Origin of the sequence: Corynebacterium ulcerans, assembly GCF_000767685.1 — a bacterium.
GTDB lineage: Bacteria > Actinomycetota > Actinomycetes > Mycobacteriales > Mycobacteriaceae > Corynebacterium > Corynebacterium ulcerans.
On the sequence record NZ_CP009622.1, the window covers coordinates 1,167,153 to 1,184,724 of the forward strand.

Genomic DNA, 17,572 nt, shown 5'->3' on the forward strand with positions numbered 1-17,572 from the left:
GGAAGGTTTTATATCTGAGAAGCTTTATCGATCGCCGCTTTGAGCTGTAGCGGGTCCTCTACAGTTTGTGCAGATCCGCCACTTGCCTGCGCAGCTTGTGCGAGCTCCTGATCTACTGGAGCGGCGCCGACATGCACCACGTTGATGTGGAGCTGACTGTTTTTAGGAATGTCGGCAAGTGAAACAGAAGAATCTTCGGTGCCGCTGGTGACAATGACGAGGTTGACAGCGTGACCTTCTCGGATATGTGCATCAGCAACCGATAACGCAGCTACAGTTGCTTCACGAGTAAGCGGATGCCCGCCTATGCCAAACTCCTGAATGACTTGGGAAATTGTTTCTGCTGATTTGGCAGTGCCAAAACCGATATTGTCACGCCAACCATGCGTTGCGCCGTGGCTGAGCGGTGAGGAGTAGTTCCAGAGCGCCAGGTTTTTCCCTAGATTCTCCAGCTTCATTGATGCCTGAATAATCGCCTGCGCAGAATGGGACTGCCAAGAACTACCATCCGAAGTAGGTTTGCCCATGTTCACCGAGGTATCCAACAAAAACAGAGTGTCGGTGGGTTGTGCAAGAGACGCGGATTCTGGTTTATCGCCACCTTCTGCATCCTGTGTCTGTAGCGTAGCAAGCACTTCTGCTGCAGTTATAGATTCCAGAGAAGCCTTGTCTGATGGTTTTGTTTCTGCAGCATTGCTGGCTATTGCAGTACCAAAATCTGCGCCTGCCCGGATAGTGTCTTCCTGTACTTTATCCGTTGCATTTAAAGCGACAGAGCGTAATGGCTTAGTCAGACCATCTGCGGGAACAAAAGAGTAACCAGAAGGAAGATGAGATTCCGCGATTGCAATCGTCTCTGATTGCTGTTGTGTGGCTTCTTCTATAGTCAGATGCAGCGAAGCGCTCAGCGCGGTTTTTGTGGCTTCAACATCGTTTGCATGAAGTTTTGCAGCAACAAGAGCGCTTGCCACTGCATCCGAGCTCACCGGATAAGTAACGTTGGTCGCCGCATCAAATGAATCGAGTCCAGTTTTACTCGCTACTCCTACCTTGTCCGTGGCAACTGTGGGCCATTCAAGAGTCGCTGGAGAGCGCGAAGCTTTTTTCAATTCTTGGTTTATTGTGTTATCGGATTCACTACTGAGGTAGACACCGGCTGTCGTGATGTCGTCGCTAAGCTTTGCGACGACACAGTGATCGCGGACAGTACGGCCGGCTTCGTTGTAGGCGTCGATAACCTTTTGAGCAGCACCTTTGTCGCTGGAAGCAACCGGAAGGACTAGTTCGCCCTGGATGCAGTCTTTTGCTGCGGAAGTGGAAGAATCCTTGGTGTTCAACCACCATAGAACACCAGAGACAAGGACGATGATCACAACGACAAGGCCAATGAGGCCCTTGGACACCGAGTAATTGTTTTTGCCATCGGAGTGCTTTGCCACGGATTCCTCCACCTTTCGAGGTTGCTATCACAGCGCGCTATTCAGTCAGTGTAGCGTTCCGAGTCTCTCTAATGACGGCGACAAGCCGGTTCCTTAACGGAACTGCCCGTTGTGATAACGCACGTTGCCGCGCTACATATTCAGCTTTTCCTTCAGGCGTTTCGATGGGAACTACTCCTAGCCCATACTCTCTGCAGTCATATGGTGAGGCTTCCATGTCTAAAATTCGAGCATCCCAAGCAATCTCAAATGTATCGAGCCATAGTTCTCCGGATACAAGTGGTCCCAGCTTTGTGGCCCACTTGTATAAATCCATGGCTGCATGAACGCAAGCTCGTTGATCGAAACGCGGTTGATCCTCACGAGACAAAATAGTGAAGTTAAGCGGTCTAGCTGCCGGTGTGAAAAAACGGAAAGCGTCGAAATGAGTGCATTTGATAGCGCTATTTTCCACCACTTTATTAGTTTCTTTAGAGCCCAGGCGTAGCGGAAGATCGTGGCGAGGCTGATCAGTTTGGTAGACCATCGCCCATTCGTGTAGTCCGAAACAGTCGAAATGTACTGGATTGTCGTTGGTTGAGACCAATAAATTCTCTATATACGACATGGCTCGACCGCGACGAGACCAAAAAGAACGAACATCTATCGATGTCGAGCGATGCGTTGTCGCGTAGTTTTTCCATTGCGCATGCGGGGGTATGCAGTCTTTCTCATGAATAAGATGTACACCAAAACCCGGATGCCAGCGCTCCAAGTGCGCTATGCGCACGGGATAGTATTCAAAAAGAAAATCAAATACAGGATGTTTAGCGCCAGTTTTCCTCCGTATGAGGTGCTCGGCAGTATAGCTACGCGCACGTTCACGGTGCGCGATACTCCGTGCTTTCCATTCTTCGGGGGCTAGTTGCATGTGAGGCTGTGCCATCATCATCCCTGTTCATGGGTCCAATCTGAGAAAGTACCTACATATTCCTCGATAAGGTCTTCTAGCGTAATCACGCCCAGTAACGCCCCTCGGTCGCGGACCTGCGCCATGTGGGCTGATTTTTTATGCATCAGCTGAAGAGCTTCGTCCATCGTGCCGGTGGCAGCAACGATGGTCAGTGGCCTAATTTCTGAGCGATGGATGATGTGATCGGGTGTATCAGTATCAAAACGGTCCAAAATGTCTTTGACATGGACATAACCAATATACGAACCATCTTTACCCATCACGGGGAAACGGGAAAAACCGGTCTCTGCAACGGCTTGCTCAAGATCGCTTAGCTTAGGGCCACGGGTACCAAAATCGAGAGTTCTTACGCGTGATAATGGGATAAGAGCTTCTTTTATGGAACGGTCTTCCACTCTGAGCGCTTTGTTGAGTCGGGCATGCTCTTCAGCGTCTAGGAAGCCTTCTGAGCGTGATTCAGAGATCATAGTGGCCAGTTGATTCGGATCGACGGTGGAATCAAGCTCATCTTTTTGTTCAATGCCAAAAGCCTTCAACGTGATCCGTGCAAACCAGTTCATCAAAGCTAAGAACGGTCGAGTGATTTGGCAAAAGACAATGAGCGTGGGAATAAGCCACAATGCAAGTGTTTCTGGCCCCGCTAACGAGATATTTTTGGGGACCATCTCGCCGAACAAAATATGCAGGAAGGTGATGATGCCTAAGGCGATGACAAATGAGGTGGGATGTAAAAGATGCGCAGGTAGCCCTAAGGACGCAAAAGGTTCTTCGATAAAACGCGCGATGGCAGGTTCGGCTACTTTACCGAGGATCAAGGAACAGATTGTGATGCCAAACTGGCATGCAGCCAGCATGATAGAGAGGTGTTCGGTGGCGTACAGTACCCGTTTTGCCCCAGGCCTTCCTTGCGAAATGAGATTTTCAATGCGATCTTTTCTTGAAGAAATCAAAGCAAATTCAGCGGCAACAAAGTAAGCGTTGGCCAACAAGAGAACAACTATCAACACGATAGCGGTGAGAAGATTCATTAGTTCTCCTCCTCTTGCGCGCTAGTAAAACGAGCGGCTTCCTCGTCTGTGACAGGGGAGAGAATCACTCTATCTACTCGTCTATCTTCCATAACAGTTACTTTGGCTATCCATCGCCCGTTATAGCCAGACTCAAACTCGGCAAGGAACGGATTATCACTTTCAGGTGCAAGAATCTCATCATTAACTTTTGGTATGCGTCCCAGAACGCACATGACTAAGCCTCCGAGAGTTTCATAGGGACCTTCCGGTGCAAAATAGCCGACCTTTTCAGCTAACTCATCGAGTCTAACCAGTCCGGATACTTCCCAGCTGGAACCAAAGCGCTGGAAATCTCGTTCAGATTCTTCATCGTCATGTTCGTCGTAGACTTCTCCCAGAATCTCTTCAACCACATCTTCGATCGTGATGAGCCCCGCAGTGCCGCCGTATTCATCGGCAACCAAAATGATCTGGGAGCCGGCTGATCTGACGGCATTAAGAACAGAGTCACCGTCAAGGCTTGCTGGAATTATGGGAACGGGTCGAGCCAATGAACCTAAAAGAACGGAGTGACGCTGATCTTTGGGAACGGAAAAAGCATCTTTAAAATGAACGACGCCGATCGTGTCATCAAGATCACCTCGGATAACAGGGAAACGAGAATGCCCGGTTTCAATAGCAAGATTGATCAAATCAATGACGGTAGAGTCTTCACCGAGCGTCTCTACCGTTGACCGAGGAGTCATGAGTTCTTCGGCGGTGGTCTCACCAAACTTCAGAGACCTGTCTAGGACCAAGGCCGTATTTTCATCTATGTCGCCTGTTTCCGCGGAACTACGAACTAATGCCGTCAACTCTTGAGTTGATCTGGCTGTGGCCAGCTCATCGGCTGGCTCAATGCCAAGCTTACGCACTGTCCAGTTCGCTGACTTGTTTAATGCGTTGATGAAGCCTTTAAAGACAGTATTGAATGCATTGACAGGACCAACGACATGTCGCGCTGTACCGAGCGGATTAGTGATCGCAATGTTTTTGGGGACTAGCTCACCGAAAACCATGGACAGCAGAGTTGCGATGACAAGTGCTAAGACTAGAGCGACCGCAGTGCTCGCAGTATGCGGCAGCCCGAAGAGTGCCAAAAGAGGCGTGAGGAACTTAGCCAGGACAGGCTCTGCCAAGTAGCCTGTGGCAAGCGTCGTGATTGTGATGCCAAGCTGCGCACCAGAAAGAACGAAAGAGAGATTTTGATAGTCCCGCTGAACCGCCAGTGACTTCTTATCTCCGCGTTCACGTACGTCGTTCTCGATCGTCGAGCGTTCGAGGCCAGTGAGCGCAAACTCAACCGCAACGAATAAGCCGGTGCTTGCTGTCAGAAGCACAAAACCAAAAAGTGAAAGGATACTTATCAATATGTCCATTGTTAGATGCGGGGATTAGCTCCGCCCACCGCGTTGTCCATCTTTCTTATTCTTTCCTCTAAAACCTGTTGTACCACCACGAGTTTTAGAAGAAGTACGTTGTTGTTGGGGCCGCCTACGACGTGCCGCATTGTTTCTTGTTGATTGTGACCCTTTTTTCCGCTGTTGTGGCTGTGCCGCACCGAACGGGGGTAAAGGCGCTCCCGTAATTTTTTGTGCTCCAGTGATACGCACTAGTTCTGGGGAGTTAGCCGAGACTTCCAGTAATTCTGCATCCACACCAGCTTTCTGTAGAAGCGTGTCTACTTCCTGTATCTGTTCTTCCATAACAAGGGTGACTACTGTTCCAGAGGAACCTGCTCTTGCCGTGCGTCCTGCGCGATGTAGATAGGCTTTGTGCTCTGCTGGAGGATCGACATGGACAACGAGGTCAACGTCTCCGATGTCTATTCCACGGGCTGCTATGTCTGTAGCCACCAGAACCGGTACAGAGCCATCAGAAAAACCTGCTATGGCATTTGTGCGTGTGTTTTGACCTTTATCGCCGTGAATACCGACGGCGTTAATACCGATGCGTCGTAGCTTTTTCACTTGACGATCCACACCGTGTTTGGTCCGCATAAACATAATTGTTTTTCCGCTACGCCCTGCAATACGCAGAACGACGTCATTACGGGCATCCCGGTCACCCACGTGCAAACGATAATGCGTCATCGTGTCCACGGCGGCGGCTACTTCCGCAGTGGAATGTGTTACAGGATCATGCATGAAGCGCTCGACAAGCTTATTGACGTCGCCGTCTAGGGTCGCGGAAAAGAGCAAACGCTGAGCATTGCTAGGAGTGAGGTCGAGGAGCTTAAGGACTTGCGGAAGAAAACCCATATCTGCCATCTGATCAGCCTCGTCGAGAGTAGTGATCAGGACTTTATCAAGGAAGAGCTTCTTATTGTTCACAAGATCCTGTGCGCGTCCTGGTGTTGCCACCAAAATATCGACAGGAGCCGCGAGTGCAGTGATATGGCGATTAATGTTGACACCGCCAACAACATCAAGGAGCCTGAGCCCCAAGGCTGCAGCGGGCTCGTCGAGACGCTCACGTACTTGGGCTGCTAATTCTCTTGTCGGGACGAGAATCAGACCACGGGGATGTCCCGGAATCGAGGCTCCTGTTTTAGCTAGGGCTGCGATCATGGGAAGGCCAAAGGTGAAGGTTTTCCCCGAGCCAGTAGGGCCACGCCCAAGAACATCTCGCCCTTTAAGAGCGTCTGGGATTGCAGCCTCTTGGATAGGAAACGGTGTGGTTATTCCTTGGCGATTGAGCACATGGACGATGGACACCGGCAATCCGAGGTCGGAGAATGAAGTCATTGTATTGAGTGTAGCCTGCGGCGAGGATTTAACTGATTTTGCAGCAAACGCACCTGCTGCTTGCCGCCTACTGCGACATAGAACAGGTGCGTTGTCCACGTAAAAATGTGTTAGGCAGCTTTAAGACGTTTCGATCTCGCTACGGTCGCCGGACCATTGCGTATGGAAGGTACCTTCTTTGTCAACGCGCTTGTATGTGTGTGCGCCGAAGAAGTCACGTTGTCCCTGAATAAGGGCCGCAGGCAGGCGCTCTGCACGAAGCGAATCGTAGTAAGAAAGCGAAGAAGCGAAAACCGGAACGGGAAGTCCTAGCTGTGTGGCCGTGATAACGACTCGACGCCATGAATCCAGAAGACCACCAAGCTCAGCCTTGAAATAGGGGTCCAAGAGAAGAGAAGGCAGAGCAGGATCTGCGTCGTAGGCTTCACGGATACGGTTGAGGAATTTCGCCCGGATAATGCATCCGCCGCGCCAGATTGTGGCTAGGTCACGAGGATCTACAGACCAGTTGTGTTCTTCAGAGCCAGCCTGGATCTCATCAAATCCCTGAGCGTAAGCAACAAGCTTAGAAGCGTAGAGTGCACGGCGAACATCCTCAACGAATGTCTCTTTGTCCGTTCCTAGCTCATCGAGTGTAAGAAGCGTTCCGGAGGGGAGGCTACCGATGGTCGCAGAGCGTTGTTTAGCTGCGCCAGAGAGCGCGCGAGCGAAAACGGCTTCTCCGATGCCGGTTACAGGGATGCCCAAATCGAGGGCGGCCTTTACCGTCCAGCGGCCTGTTCCTTTTTGTCCGGCAGCATCGACGATGACGTCGATAAGCGGCTGTCCGGTTTCTGCATCAACCTGGGATAGCACCTCAGCGGTGATTTCAATGAGGTATGAGTCAAGATCACCCTTGTTCCAGGTCTTGAAAACCTCAGCGATTTCCGCAGGCTCCATACCTGCCGCATAGCGCAGAAGCTGATAGGCCTCGCCGATAACCTGCATGTCGGCGTATTCGATTCCATTATGAACCATCTTGACAAAGTGCCCTGCGCCATCTGGGCCGATATGAGTTACACAAGGTGTCCCATCGACGACGGCGGAGATAGATTCTAGGAGAGGTCCTAGTGCATCCCATGACTCTGCAGGACCACCTGGCATGATGGAGGGGCCGTTAAGAGCACCTTCCTCGCCACCTGAAATACCTGCGCCGACAAAGTTGAGTCCGCGCTCGGCGATCTCTTTTTCGCGGCGGATTGTATCCGTGTACAAGGCGTTGCCGCCGTCGATGATGATGTCGCCTGGTTCCATGGCGTCTGCAAGTTGGTTGATTACAGCGTCAGTCGCGGGGCCTGCCTGGACCATGATGATCGCCCGGCGCGGTTTTTCCAACGAGGCAACGAAGTCCTCAATTGTCTCTGAGGGGATGAAGTTTCCTTCAGAACCGTGTTCCTGCATCAACGTGTGGGTTTTTGCGGAGCTGCGGTTATAGACAGCTACGGTGTGTCCCTTATGAGCAAAGTTGCGGGCGAGATTTGAACCCATCACCGCAAGTCCGACAACGCCGATGTGTGCCAAGTTGGATTGATCAGTCATAACATCAGAGGATACCCCGCGGGTGAGGAAAGGACACAACAGCGCCATGTAGAGGGATCTCCAGTTTGGAAAACCGGAGGAAGGGGAGAGGCGCAGATTTGTGGCTGACCCGAGAAGAAGATTATGTACAACCGCGCCCATTATTTTGCCTGTTTGCGTTGTTTTGTGATGGATCTCTATCCATATTTTCTGCCCGATCGGACAGTAGGGCCTGCGAATAGGTCATGAATCGGTTAGATTAGGGCGTATGGGCAACGGAACAAAAATGCTGGAAATGCTCGAAGGTCTCAACCAGTGTGGTTTGAGCATTGAGCAGCTTGATGAGTTTAATTCTCTCAGCGAAGGCTTTAGTAAAACACTCGGGCTACGTTTTACAGAAATAACGCCGCAGTCAGTGAAAGCAGAACTGCCGGTCAGTGACGCTCACTTGCAGGTTTCGGGAATGGTCAACGGCGGAGTCTATTCATCGCTAGCGGAAACTGTTGGGTCGGTAGCCGGAGTTATTGCCGCTAACGGGAAACTCGTTGTCGGTGCTAATTGCACGACTGATTTTCTGGGAACAGTAAGCGCAGGGGTCATTGATGTGGATGCACACGTCATCCACCCAGGACGTACCAGCCAATTGATAGGGATTGACCTGTATCACCGGCACAAGCTGGTGGCGCGGGCGACTCTTCGCACAATTGTTATCACGCCACAGCCTGAAGCCCCCAAGAAAGACAAGTTCAATATCAACGCAGACTGATATTCCTGATGCGTCGGTGAGCAGAAAACGAACGACAGGCTAGGAAAGTAGACGGCGGATGAGCTGGTCACTTACTTTTCTAGCCAACGCATCTTCTTGAAGTACCACCACAACCACGTCACAATACCTATCATGACGGCGATGACTATGTAGTAGCCGTACCGAGAACCTAATTCAGGCATGTGCTCAAAGTTCATTCCATAAACGCCGGTTATTAGCGTGGGGACAGCCGCCATGCCCACATAAGCAGAGATGGCTCGCATGTCAGAGTTCTGCTGGAGGGTAATCTTGGCAACGCCTGCGTCGATAAGCGCAGAGAGGCGCTCATCAAAGCTAATCACCTGATCTTTGACCACCATGATGTGGTCTAAGACATCGCGCAAATAGGATCGAAGCTGCTTGTTGATCATGTCTTTATTAGCGCCGATCATCAAACGGAATGCCGGGTCTAAAGGATCCACAGAGTGTCGCATTTCGAGGATCTCCCGCTTGAGCATATAAATCTGTTCGATATTAAAGGTGCTGCCGGGAGTAAAGACTTCTTCTTCTAATTCATCGACATCTTGGCTAAGCTCACCGACGATACGGATGTAATTATCTACTAAGTGATCGGACCAGGCCCACGCAATGCCCATCGGCCCATAAGCGTTAACCTCGTCAGGTGCGTCGAGCCGAGCGTCGAGAAGCGGCAACTTTGTTTTATGCCGGATGGTGATGATGAAGTCGTCGCTGACGAGCATCTGGACCTCGCCGGTGTTGATGATATCGGAGGCATCATCGACAGTTTCATGATCACGATAAACAACGGACCGAACCACAATAAAAAGTTGGTCATCGTAGCGTTCGACTTTTGGCCGCTGGTGAGCTGCAACAGCATCCTCAACGATCAGCTCATGGATATCAAAGTCCTCAGCTAACTGGATCATATGAGCTTGTGTGGGCTCCTCGACAGAAAGCCACACAAAGGAATGGTGACCGTTTTTATTGAGCTCTTTTACCTTACGGAGTGCCTCATTATGCGTTAATTCAGCTGTCTGTAGATTTCCATCAACGTATACCCGGCAGTGGTCAGTAATTTCTTCTACTGGCATAGCGGACCGGTTTGGCGGAAACTGGTGGACTCTGCGTGGCCTCATTGCGGGCATCTATGGGCCTCCTCAAAACTTGCGGTCTCTATACTTGTTTACATGCCAACTTGGAAAGACATGACTACGCGTAATCCTGAGCACTCTCGCAACTATGCGGCTAGGTGGGATAACTTAGCTGCTGCAGGAAACGACATCGTAGGTGAAGCTCGGCTTATCGACGCCATGGCGCAACGAGGAGCTCGTATTTTGGACGCCGGTTGTGGTCAAGGAAGAATTGGCGGCTATCTTTCCGAACGTGGGCATACGGTAGTTGGTGTAGATATCGACGACTACCTTATCAGTCAAGCGCGTCTGAATTATCCTCACGCTACCTGGCATGTCACTGACCTGGGCTGCGAAACCATCCCTGATAATGGGTTTGAACTCGTGGTATGTGCTGGAAATGTAATGACATTTATAGCTCCGGAGAATCGCGCAGATGCTCTGAAGAACATCTATGATGCGACGGCCGTGGGCGGTAGATGCGTCTTTGGCTTTGGTGCAGGCCGCGGATATATCTTCCCGCACTTTTTTGAAGATCTTAGTGCTGCCGGTTTTAGCATCGACGCTAACTTTGAATCATGGGATCTACGGCCATTTTCGGAAGAATCAACATTTTTGGTTTCGATTGTGAGTAAAAGGGTTTAACGTCTGAAAATAGAAAACGATATTTTTACATCGATCAATTTATAAAATACTGAACCTCTGGGGGCTTGTGGATCTATCGCAATGCCCCCCAGAGGTTCTTTTCTATTTATATAGAACACCATGTAGTGGTGCACTCGCCTTTATTCATTTTCGTAGAAGTATTTTGTCTATAAAATTTCCATGTGTAACTTCATATCTAGGATAGTGTTATGTCAGCCCTTGAAAAGGGAAAGATAGGAAGGGAAGGATCTGGTCTTGAGTGAGCATTGATTCGCTCATATTGTGTAACAGTCTCTAGCGCTTTCCCTGTAGAAAGGACTATCTTGAAATTAAAATCGAAATCTTGGGTTTAGCAAACCGGAAGAATAATCCTAATAGTGGCTACTCAACTTACGTTGAAACTTTTGACTTAGGAAGATTAATCCTCGATTGGACCAAGATTGTTTATTAATATTAAAGGAATTAAAGTCACTCGTTCGAAGAGAATTATCCTTGATATTTCTCAGCTAATAATAGATCAACGACCTACTCTACTATTAGGAACTAACGGGGTAGGAAAATCAACGCTTCTTTCAGTTCTGGGAAGAAAAATAAAACCGGATACAGGAATTGTGAATAGTTCTGGGGTAGTGGCTAGCGTAGAACAAAATTTCCGTCCAATTGTTGGTTTTACCTGTGCTGAATATTGTTCTTATGTCGCTTGGCTACGGGGACAGTCTTGGAAAAATGCACGTAGAGATTGCGCAAACTGGCTTGATTTTGTAGACCTTTCCCATGCTGGACACCAACGATGTGAAAGCCTAAGTGGTGGCGAGCGTGCTCGCTTAGCAATTGCCACAGCTCTTAATTCGGGTTCGGATATGTTGCTTTTGGATGAACCTAGTGCAGCGCTAGATCCGTTGAGCAAACAAAAAATCACTGCTATATACGAGCGCATTGTCCAACAAGGTCAGGCATTACTCGTTTCTACACACGATAGTGTGGAGTTACAACACCCTTTTGAGCGGGTTCTTGTGCTTCACGCTGGAAAGATTTATTTTGACGGAAATCGTCAGGACTTCCTTGGTCTTTCTTCGCAGTCGGGGGATTCTCCTGCCCATGTACTCTCACGTGCGTTTGCCCTGAGAGGCGGTGACCGTGTCACCTAGCTTTGGTCTAGCGCATTGGATAAAGCGTCCTTCTTTGTGGCTATGCGTTATTTCTTCTGTGTTGTGTTTGATTCCTGTATCAAGCATAGAGACATCAGGTTATAGCCAAACTGTCTTGGGTCAGTCAACGCTTACTTTTTATATCATGGCCCCAGCTACTGCCGCTGCCGTTGCATGGGAAATATCTAGATTTCAAGCTATTATCAATCTTGGCGGTAATGCTATCCGCAAAATTATTGTAAGTAGAATTTTGCTGTTTTCCTTTTTCCCGGCACTAGGTTATTTATTAGCGGTGTTATTTTTAGGAAACAACTTACGTTTCTTGTACTCAATAACATTTCTAGAAATGATCTCCTATTCGTATGCCGTGGGTATAAGTTGGGTAGCTATAGGATGTACATTTGGTTTGATACTTAGGCCGTTAATCGCTGTCAGCCTTTCTGCAACTGCTGCCTACGCATGGTATGCATTGCTTCCTTCAGCGGCTCCACCTGGTCCAGTGCGCCGAATGGTTGGTGACTTGATTGCTTGCTGTTCACTAAATTCTGTTTTAGACAGCCGCGCTATCTTTATAGCAGCGGGAACAATAGTAAGCGTTGCTCTCATAGTGATCGGATTGGCTATTGGTTTCAAAGTTGGGCCGATTAATGCAATGCCGATCTTTATAACAGGTTTGGCATTTTTTATCGGAAGCGGCTTAATCAACAGTAACGTGAATGCATCGGGTGTGATTGATCGTGATCACTCAGATATGGTCTGCACTGATGATGTCTGTGCGTGGCCAGAGGTATCGAAGAACAGCGTGGACCTCAATGCACAAGCTCGCGAAATTTTTAGGCAAATCGCACCTCTGGAATGGAAACATTATGCAGATGGTCCTGTGACGTGGGGTGATGTCTCGAAGCAAAATCTAGAATTCAGCGGACAGCGGTCTCTCGAAGGAGTACTGGGGGATTACGTTGACTATGTTGGCTCATTAGAGCTAGCTCGGTCCGGTAGTCAATTGTGCGGAGTAAGCGCACAGGAAATAGGCATTGTGCGAAGCGCTCTTCCGTGGAGTCCAACAGAACAGATTGAAATAAGCAAAGTCGAGCAGCGCCTAAGTCAAGCTTTATGTCCGGTACAAGGATAATATGATGCGATCACGGACGATTCTTTACTGCCGAGGTCATAAGCTGTGGGAGGCTTGTCTATTAACTGCCATTGTGATGTTTGCAGTGTACGGTGCTGGAAGTACGGTCGTTAATATACCGTGGCTCAGCGGCTTACATGCTGTAACTCTCAATGGTGTTGTTGGAACAGCCTACGCTCTTAACGTTGTTTTGATATTTCGCAATGAGATATCTCGGTTAGAACATGGTTCATCGCATTCATGGAAATGGGTTAACGGCGTTATTTTCATAGTGCTATGGGGGTTGCCTTGGATGACTGCATTAGGAGCAGACGATGGCACACGATTTGCGTATATAGCTACTGTCACTCTGGGATTGTGCATAGGAATCGGCGGATTTGTACGCACAGATACGCTTATGCTGCTGCTCATTGCGCAATTCCTTGTTCAAACCATAGTGTGGCAAAGTTTAGAAAGCACGCCATGGAGACATCTTCTTTTTGTCATAGATGAGCCGCCGTTGTATATAACTTTGGTGGTCAGCTTTGTTGCTTTGATAGTAAGTTTCTTCCTCTTAGGTAGGTTCCAACAACGAGAGGATGGGAACCAAAAAGTTTAAGCACCATGAGGTAAGGCCCCGAGCTACGATGAAAATTTTCATGTAGCAAGGGGCCTAAAACTTACTCAGGAAGTCGATTACTAGTTTTTGGCTTCCAAATTTTTATCCTGCTCTGCAAGCGCACCATGCGCATGTAGTTGTTGGCGAGTGGTTGCCAAGTTCCAGCGCTTACGCGACAGTGCGTTGATTCCCCATGAGAATGCTGCAGTTGCGCGGTTGCGGAAACCGACGAGGAACATGAGGTGGACGCAGAGCCACATGATCCACCCGATGAACCCTGTGACCTCAACTTTTCCGAGTTTGACCACGGCATTGAACCTGGAGACGGTAGCCATGGAGCCTTTATCGTAATATTCAAACGGCTCGCGCTCGTCGGCACTGCGTCCTTCAACCTCGGCTGCGATCTGTTCTGCAACATACGCGCCACCCTGAATAGCAGTTTGTGCGACGCCCGGAAGGTTATTCAGCGACATCATGTCACCGATAACAAAGACATTTTTCTCGCTGCCTACGGAGAGATCCGGATTAACAGGGACGCGTCCAGCGCGATCAACGTCCACTCCGAGCTGATCGGCGAGAACCTTGCCCAACGGAGACGCAGCGACGCCAGCAGACCAAATCTTGCAGAAAGAGTTGATGGTGTGAGTGGAGTCATCTGTTGTGGATTTATAGGTGACTGAGTTCTCATCAACGTCGGTGACGATGGCGTTGAGCTTGACTGTCACACCAATCTTTTCGAGCTCGCGCTGAGCGTTACGTCCCAGACGCTTGCCAAAAGGCGGCAAAACCTGAGGCGCGCCATCGAGGAGAATGATCTTCGCATTGGCAGGGTTGAAGCGAGTGTATTCGCCTGCCAACGTGCGGTGCGCCATCTCTGCGAGCTGGCCTGCCAGCTCAACACCTGTAGGGCCTGCACCAACGATCACGAAGGTGAGAAGACGGTCTCGTTCAGCAGGATCATCGCAAATCTCTGCACGCTCGAATGCTCCGAGGATACGCGCACGTAGCTCAAGGGCATCGTCAATCGTCTTCATACCTGGGGCATACTGTGCGAAGTGATCGTTTCCAAAGTAGGACTGCCCTGCGCCGGCGGCCACGATCAGGGAATCGTATTCGATGGTCTTGGAGTACTCGCCAAGTGACGCAGACACTGTCTTAGCCGAGGTATTAATGTCGGTGACTTCGGCTTTGACAACGTTGACGTTGTCCTGTTTCAGCAGGACCTGACGCGTCTGGGGGGCAATTTCACCCGAGGAAAGGATGCCGGTTGCTACTTGGTAGAGCAGCGGCTGGAAAAGGTGGTGGTTTGTCCGGTCGATCAAGGTGATATCGACGTCAGCATCCTTGAGGTTCTGGACCGCGAATAGACCACCGAAGCCGGAGCCAATCACGACGACGTGATGGCGGCCGCCTTCAGGGCGAAATGGTTTGTCAGACATTGAAAACTGTCTCCTCGACTAAAAAGTGAAAAAAGTCATTCGCTAGTGTGATTTTCGCCCGCTTTTGAGCGACTTCTTTATGCTAGTCCTACTTGGCTGGTAATACATCATCCGCTCCTAGCTTCGCGCGTCTGCGCTCATAAGCGATTCGCTCACACTAAGCTTGGCCCTTGTGAAAGGACATTCAGGCTCGCGTGATCATCTTGTGCGTATCAACGCCGAAATGTGGCCAAGCATAGCCACTGTGCCTGAGGGCTTTCGGATTAAAATGAAGGCTCGTAAAGCAGAATCGGGATTTGCTGCTGCTTGTTCCAAAGCTGGCTTGCGCCTTGATGGCGAAGATCCGGATCTTGTTGTAGTAGAGGAAACCTTATTTCGTCGAATAGCTGAGGCCGGCTGGCTTGGGCTTGCCGAAGGCTATATGGCGGAAGAATGGAGATCCGAGCGGCTGGTTGACGTACTAGTAAAGCTTTTTGCTGTGGGATATAACCCGAAGGCATCCCATGCCTCGTTAGGGGGCGAGTACCAGGGTAAAGAGATTCCGCCACAACTTATCAGGCTGTTTTCTGGGGACGGAATGAGTGTTCATGGGACAGTCTTTTCCTCAGGTGTTCCCACCACGGAGAGAACCTCTGTAAGAAGTTTTGTCAGAGGCGCGGGAAAAACTAACGAACCAGCAAGTCACTTTGTGGATGTCACGACGGTGAGCGACCCCACGGTAGTGGAGAAGGCCGATCTCGGGGATGGGCAGCTACGCGCAACAACGATGCTTCTCGACGCAGCACACGTGCATGCAGGGACGCATCTCCTTGATTTTCCCAGTTCTGGGCCCGCCTTAGCGATCAACGCAGCGCACCGGCGTGCAACTGTTGATGTTTTGACAGCTGATCGTGAGCATTCTCAAGACATGAAGTACGTGCTAGACCTTGCGGAAGTTGAGGGCAGCGTTCATGTGGAGTTGCTTGATACCGCGATGCCAGAAGCTGCTGCATGGCCCATGAGCTATGACGTGATTACCAGCGTGGAAAAGCTTGAACTTATGGGGCCTCGGATGCGTAAACGCTATGTACAAACGCTTGATCGCTTGCTTACTGCGGGTGGTTTTCTTGCAGCGCAATCCGTAGTTCTGACTGGCCTTATGCCGGATGTCACCACAAACGCGTTAGGTGTGTGCAAAGCGTATATTTGGCCTGCTTTAGACCTTATGACGATGGAGAACGTGCATAAGCTTTTCGACGTCTCCTCGGATTTGAGAATAACTGCGGAAACGCACGTCGGGGGCCATTATCAGGAAGGACTGCGCCTGCAACGAGCCACATTTGAGGGCCTCCTACGAGAGGCTGCTGCAGATGGTTTTGACCCGGTATACCGGCGGCTATGGGTATTCCAATTGGCTATTCGGGAAGCGTTATTTCGCGTTGGAGCGTTGGATGCTGTACAGATTACGGCGACAACAAGGAACCGCAGGCGACGTCGATAGGCAATAAGAAGACATAATGCACCCTGAGCTGTGATCTTAATATTTTGATCACGCATATGGGTGCATTGCGCTTATTTGTTAGGAGCTAGATTTCAGACATATCAAAATGCCGTGTTTCTTTCATACAGAAAACCGCGACCAACGTGATGAGTGATACGACGATGAGGTAGATTCCGACCGCTCCCACTCCATAAGAATGAACAAGAGCGGTAGCAATGAAGGGGGCTACTGCAGCACCCAGGATGGATGAAACGTTGTAACTAATTCCCGATCCTGTATATCGCACATTGGTGGGGAATAGCTCTGGGAGAACCGCAGACATAGGGCCGAAGATGAGACCCATGATAAACATTCCGATCGTGAGGAAAGCCAAGACGCTGCCCTCGGTAGCCGTTGCGGGATCGAGGAAGAGTTTAAACGACAAACCGAAAACGATCATGACTATCGAGATGCCAATGAGTGAGGACTTTCGGCCGCGACGATCTGCCATTTGTCCTGCCAGCGGGATGCCGATGATGAAAGCGACGATAGAAATAAGCTGGAGTTTGAGGAAGTCAATATAGGGGATTCCTAGTCCAAGGCCAAGGTCCTTTTTGCCGATGCCATAGGACAGCACCCATGTGGTGACTAGGTAAAACAGTGTGTAGCAGCTCAGCATGATGAAGGTTCCCAAGATCATGGGGCGCCAAGCTGTCTTGAAAGCCTCGGTCAGCGGAGTTTTTACCTTCTTGCCGGACTTTACTGCTGCTTTAAAGACGGGGGTTTCTTCAAGGGTAAAGCGAACCCATAGACCGATAATCACCATTACCGCAGACATTGCGAAGGGGATCCGCCAACCCCATGTCATGAAGGCACCCTCAAGATCGCCGTTTGTATGCCCAAGAGTGGTGACCAAAAACAGGAAGAAACCGTTGGCTAGGAGGAAACCAAAAGGCGCTCCCAATTGTGGCCACATTGCGGCCCAGGCGCGTTTGCCCTTTTCGGCTGTTTCGGTTGCTAAAAGCGCAGCTCCTGACCATTCGCCTCCCAATCCCAGACCTTGACAAAACCGCATGAGGGCCAAAAGTGCGGGTGCGGCTATACCTACTTGGGCGTATGTGGGCAGGAATGCGATAAGAAAAGTGGCTATGCCCATCGTAAGCAAGGAGCCTACGAGAGTGGCTTTTCGTCCAATACGATCCCCAAAGTGTCCGAAAATGATAGAACCCAGTGGGCGAGCTACAAAGGCTAAGCCGAACGTGGCAAAAGACGCGAGCAGACCAACGGTTGGATCTTCATTTTTGGGGAAGAACAGGTGGGGGAATACCGCAACTGCGGCTGTGGCATAAGCGTAAAAATCGTAGAACTCAATGGTAGTTCCCACCAGGGAAGCAGTGATGATTTTACGTCTCATGGCTTTATCTACTTTTGGACGTGCTGTCCCATGGGTATTGTGCTCCGCCATGGCGGGGGCGGTCGATGAGCTCATCATCACACTCCTTATGCATCGA

General features: G+C 50.0%; 15 protein-coding genes. 6 read left to right on the top strand and 9 right to left on the bottom strand.

The genetic code is table 11. The annotated features are described in order from the left end of the window. Positions 1–8: 8 nt before the first annotated feature. From CULFRC11_RS05340 to gndA, 6 genes are all read right to left on the bottom strand, one after another. Positions 9–1,439, bottom strand: coding sequence for a vWA domain-containing protein (locus CULFRC11_RS05340; protein WP_023635657.1), 1,431 nt, complete (start codon positions 1,437–1,439; stop codon positions 9–11). A gap of 37 nt (positions 1,440–1,476) precedes the next feature. Beyond that, complete coding sequence (locus tag CULFRC11_RS05345; RefSeq protein WP_080669064.1) at positions 1,477–2,364, bottom strand: hypothetical protein; 888 nt, start codon at positions 2,362–2,364, stop codon at positions 1,477–1,479. Between the two features lie 2 nt (positions 2,365–2,366). Then, complete coding sequence (locus CULFRC11_RS05350; RefSeq protein WP_013911433.1) at positions 2,367–3,419, bottom strand: hemolysin family protein; 1,053 nt, start codon at positions 3,417–3,419, stop codon at positions 2,367–2,369. Then, positions 3,419–4,819: a hemolysin family protein gene (locus tag CULFRC11_RS05355; RefSeq protein ID WP_023635659.1), complete on the bottom strand. Its 1,401-nt coding sequence runs from the start codon at positions 4,817–4,819 to the stop codon at positions 3,419–3,421. Before CULFRC11_RS05355 ends, CULFRC11_RS05350 begins: the two co-directional genes overlap by 1 nt. Before the next feature lie 15 nt (positions 4,820–4,834). Beyond that, a complete protein-coding gene (locus CULFRC11_RS05360; protein ID WP_023635660.1) occupies positions 4,835–6,187 on the bottom strand; it encodes a DEAD/DEAH box helicase in 1,353 nt (450 codons plus the stop codon). A gap of 120 nt (positions 6,188–6,307) precedes the next feature. Beyond that, positions 6,308–7,765: an NADP-dependent phosphogluconate dehydrogenase gene (gene gndA, locus CULFRC11_RS05365; RefSeq protein WP_038620976.1), complete on the bottom strand. Its 1,458-nt coding sequence runs from the start codon at positions 7,763–7,765 to the stop codon at positions 6,308–6,310. A 247-nt stretch (positions 7,766–8,012) separates the two neighbouring features. Between gndA and CULFRC11_RS05370 the strand changes: the two genes are divergently transcribed. Then, the gene (locus tag CULFRC11_RS05370) at positions 8,013–8,510 is read left to right on the top strand and encodes a PaaI family thioesterase (protein ID WP_031270272.1); all 498 of its coding nucleotides are present in this window, start codon (positions 8,013–8,015) and stop codon (positions 8,508–8,510) included. Positions 8,511–8,581: 71 nt separating this feature from the next. On the opposite strand, the gene CULFRC11_RS05375 is transcribed toward CULFRC11_RS05370, so the two are convergent. Continuing rightward, positions 8,582–9,655, bottom strand: coding sequence for a magnesium and cobalt transport protein CorA (locus CULFRC11_RS05375; protein WP_023635663.1), 1,074 nt, complete (start codon positions 9,653–9,655; stop codon positions 8,582–8,584). A 42-nt stretch (positions 9,656–9,697) separates the two neighbouring features. On the opposite strand from CULFRC11_RS05375, the gene CULFRC11_RS05380 reads away from it, so the two are divergent. The 4 genes from CULFRC11_RS05380 to CULFRC11_RS05395 all read left to right on the top strand — a co-directional run bounded on the left by CULFRC11_RS05380 (position 9,698) and on the right by CULFRC11_RS05395 (position 13,163). Continuing rightward, the gene (locus CULFRC11_RS05380; protein ID WP_023635664.1) at positions 9,698–10,285 is read left to right on the top strand and encodes a class I SAM-dependent DNA methyltransferase; all 588 of its coding nucleotides are present in this window, start codon (positions 9,698–9,700) and stop codon (positions 10,283–10,285) included. 440 nt (positions 10,286–10,725) lie between these two features. After that, positions 10,726–11,433 carry an ATP-binding cassette domain-containing protein gene (locus tag CULFRC11_RS05385; RefSeq protein WP_023635665.1) on the top strand — a complete coding sequence of 236 codons (708 nt, stop codon included), beginning with the start codon at positions 10,726–10,728 and terminating at the stop codon, positions 11,431–11,433. 145 nt (positions 11,434–11,578) lie between these two features. Then, positions 11,579–12,565 (top strand): hypothetical protein, encoded by a 987-nt coding sequence (locus CULFRC11_RS05390; protein WP_230478272.1) that lies wholly within the window; start codon positions 11,579–11,581, stop codon positions 12,563–12,565. 76 nt (positions 12,566–12,641) lie between these two features. Further along, a complete protein-coding gene (locus CULFRC11_RS05395) occupies positions 12,642–13,163 on the top strand; it encodes a hypothetical protein (protein WP_230478275.1) in 522 nt (173 codons plus the stop codon). 80 nt (positions 13,164–13,243) lie between these two features. Here the strand turns inward: CULFRC11_RS05395 and CULFRC11_RS05400 are convergent, their stop codons facing one another. Continuing rightward, a complete protein-coding gene (locus CULFRC11_RS05400; RefSeq protein WP_023635668.1) occupies positions 13,244–14,602 on the bottom strand; it encodes an NAD(P)/FAD-dependent oxidoreductase in 1,359 nt (452 codons plus the stop codon). A 172-nt stretch (positions 14,603–14,774) separates the two neighbouring features. Between CULFRC11_RS05400 and CULFRC11_RS05405 the strand changes: the two genes are divergently transcribed. Continuing rightward, complete coding sequence (locus CULFRC11_RS05405) at positions 14,775–16,082, top strand: class I SAM-dependent methyltransferase (protein ID WP_023635669.1); 1,308 nt, start codon at positions 14,775–14,777, stop codon at positions 16,080–16,082. An 85-nt stretch (positions 16,083–16,167) separates the two neighbouring features. Here the strand turns inward: CULFRC11_RS05405 and CULFRC11_RS05410 are convergent, their stop codons facing one another. Next, positions 16,168–17,553: an MFS transporter gene (locus CULFRC11_RS05410; protein WP_023635670.1), complete on the bottom strand. Its 1,386-nt coding sequence runs from the start codon at positions 17,551–17,553 to the stop codon at positions 16,168–16,170. Positions 17,554–17,572: the final 19 nt, after the last annotated feature.

What these genes read in the sequence shown, in the direction of transcription:
- CULFRC11_RS05345 (WP_080669064.1), bottom strand. Translation starts at nt 2,364, where the DNA reads ATGGCACAGCCTCACATGCAACTAGCCCCCGAAGAATGGAAAGCACGG.
- CULFRC11_RS05395 (WP_230478275.1), top strand. Translation starts at nt 12,642, where the DNA reads ATGTTTGCAGTGTACGGTGCTGGAAGTACGGTCGTTAATATACCGTGG.
- CULFRC11_RS05350 (WP_013911433.1), bottom strand. Translation starts at nt 3,419, where the DNA reads ATGAATCTTCTCACCGCTATCGTGTTGATAGTTGTTCTCTTGTTGGCC.
- CULFRC11_RS05390 (WP_230478272.1), top strand. Translation starts at nt 11,579, where the DNA reads ATGGCCCCAGCTACTGCCGCTGCCGTTGCATGGGAAATATCTAGATTT.
- CULFRC11_RS05370 (WP_031270272.1), top strand. Translation starts at nt 8,013, where the DNA reads ATGGGCAACGGAACAAAAATGCTGGAAATGCTCGAAGGTCTCAACCAG.
- CULFRC11_RS05355 (WP_023635659.1), bottom strand. Translation starts at nt 4,819, where the DNA reads ATGGACATATTGATAAGTATCCTTTCACTTTTTGGTTTTGTGCTTCTG.
- CULFRC11_RS05360 (WP_023635660.1), bottom strand. Translation starts at nt 6,187, where the DNA reads ATGACTTCATTCTCCGACCTCGGATTGCCGGTGTCCATCGTCCATGTG.
- CULFRC11_RS05410 (WP_023635670.1), bottom strand. Translation starts at nt 17,553, where the DNA reads ATGATGAGCTCATCGACCGCCCCCGCCATGGCGGAGCACAATACCCAT.
- gndA (WP_038620976.1), bottom strand. Translation starts at nt 7,765, where the DNA reads ATGACTGATCAATCCAACTTGGCACACATCGGCGTTGTCGGACTTGCG.
- CULFRC11_RS05380 (WP_023635664.1), top strand. Translation starts at nt 9,698, where the DNA reads ATGCCAACTTGGAAAGACATGACTACGCGTAATCCTGAGCACTCTCGC.
- CULFRC11_RS05375 (WP_023635663.1), bottom strand. Translation starts at nt 9,655, where the DNA reads ATGCCCGCAATGAGGCCACGCAGAGTCCACCAGTTTCCGCCAAACCGG.
- CULFRC11_RS05400 (WP_023635668.1), bottom strand. Translation starts at nt 14,602, where the DNA reads ATGTCTGACAAACCATTTCGCCCTGAAGGCGGCCGCCATCACGTCGTC.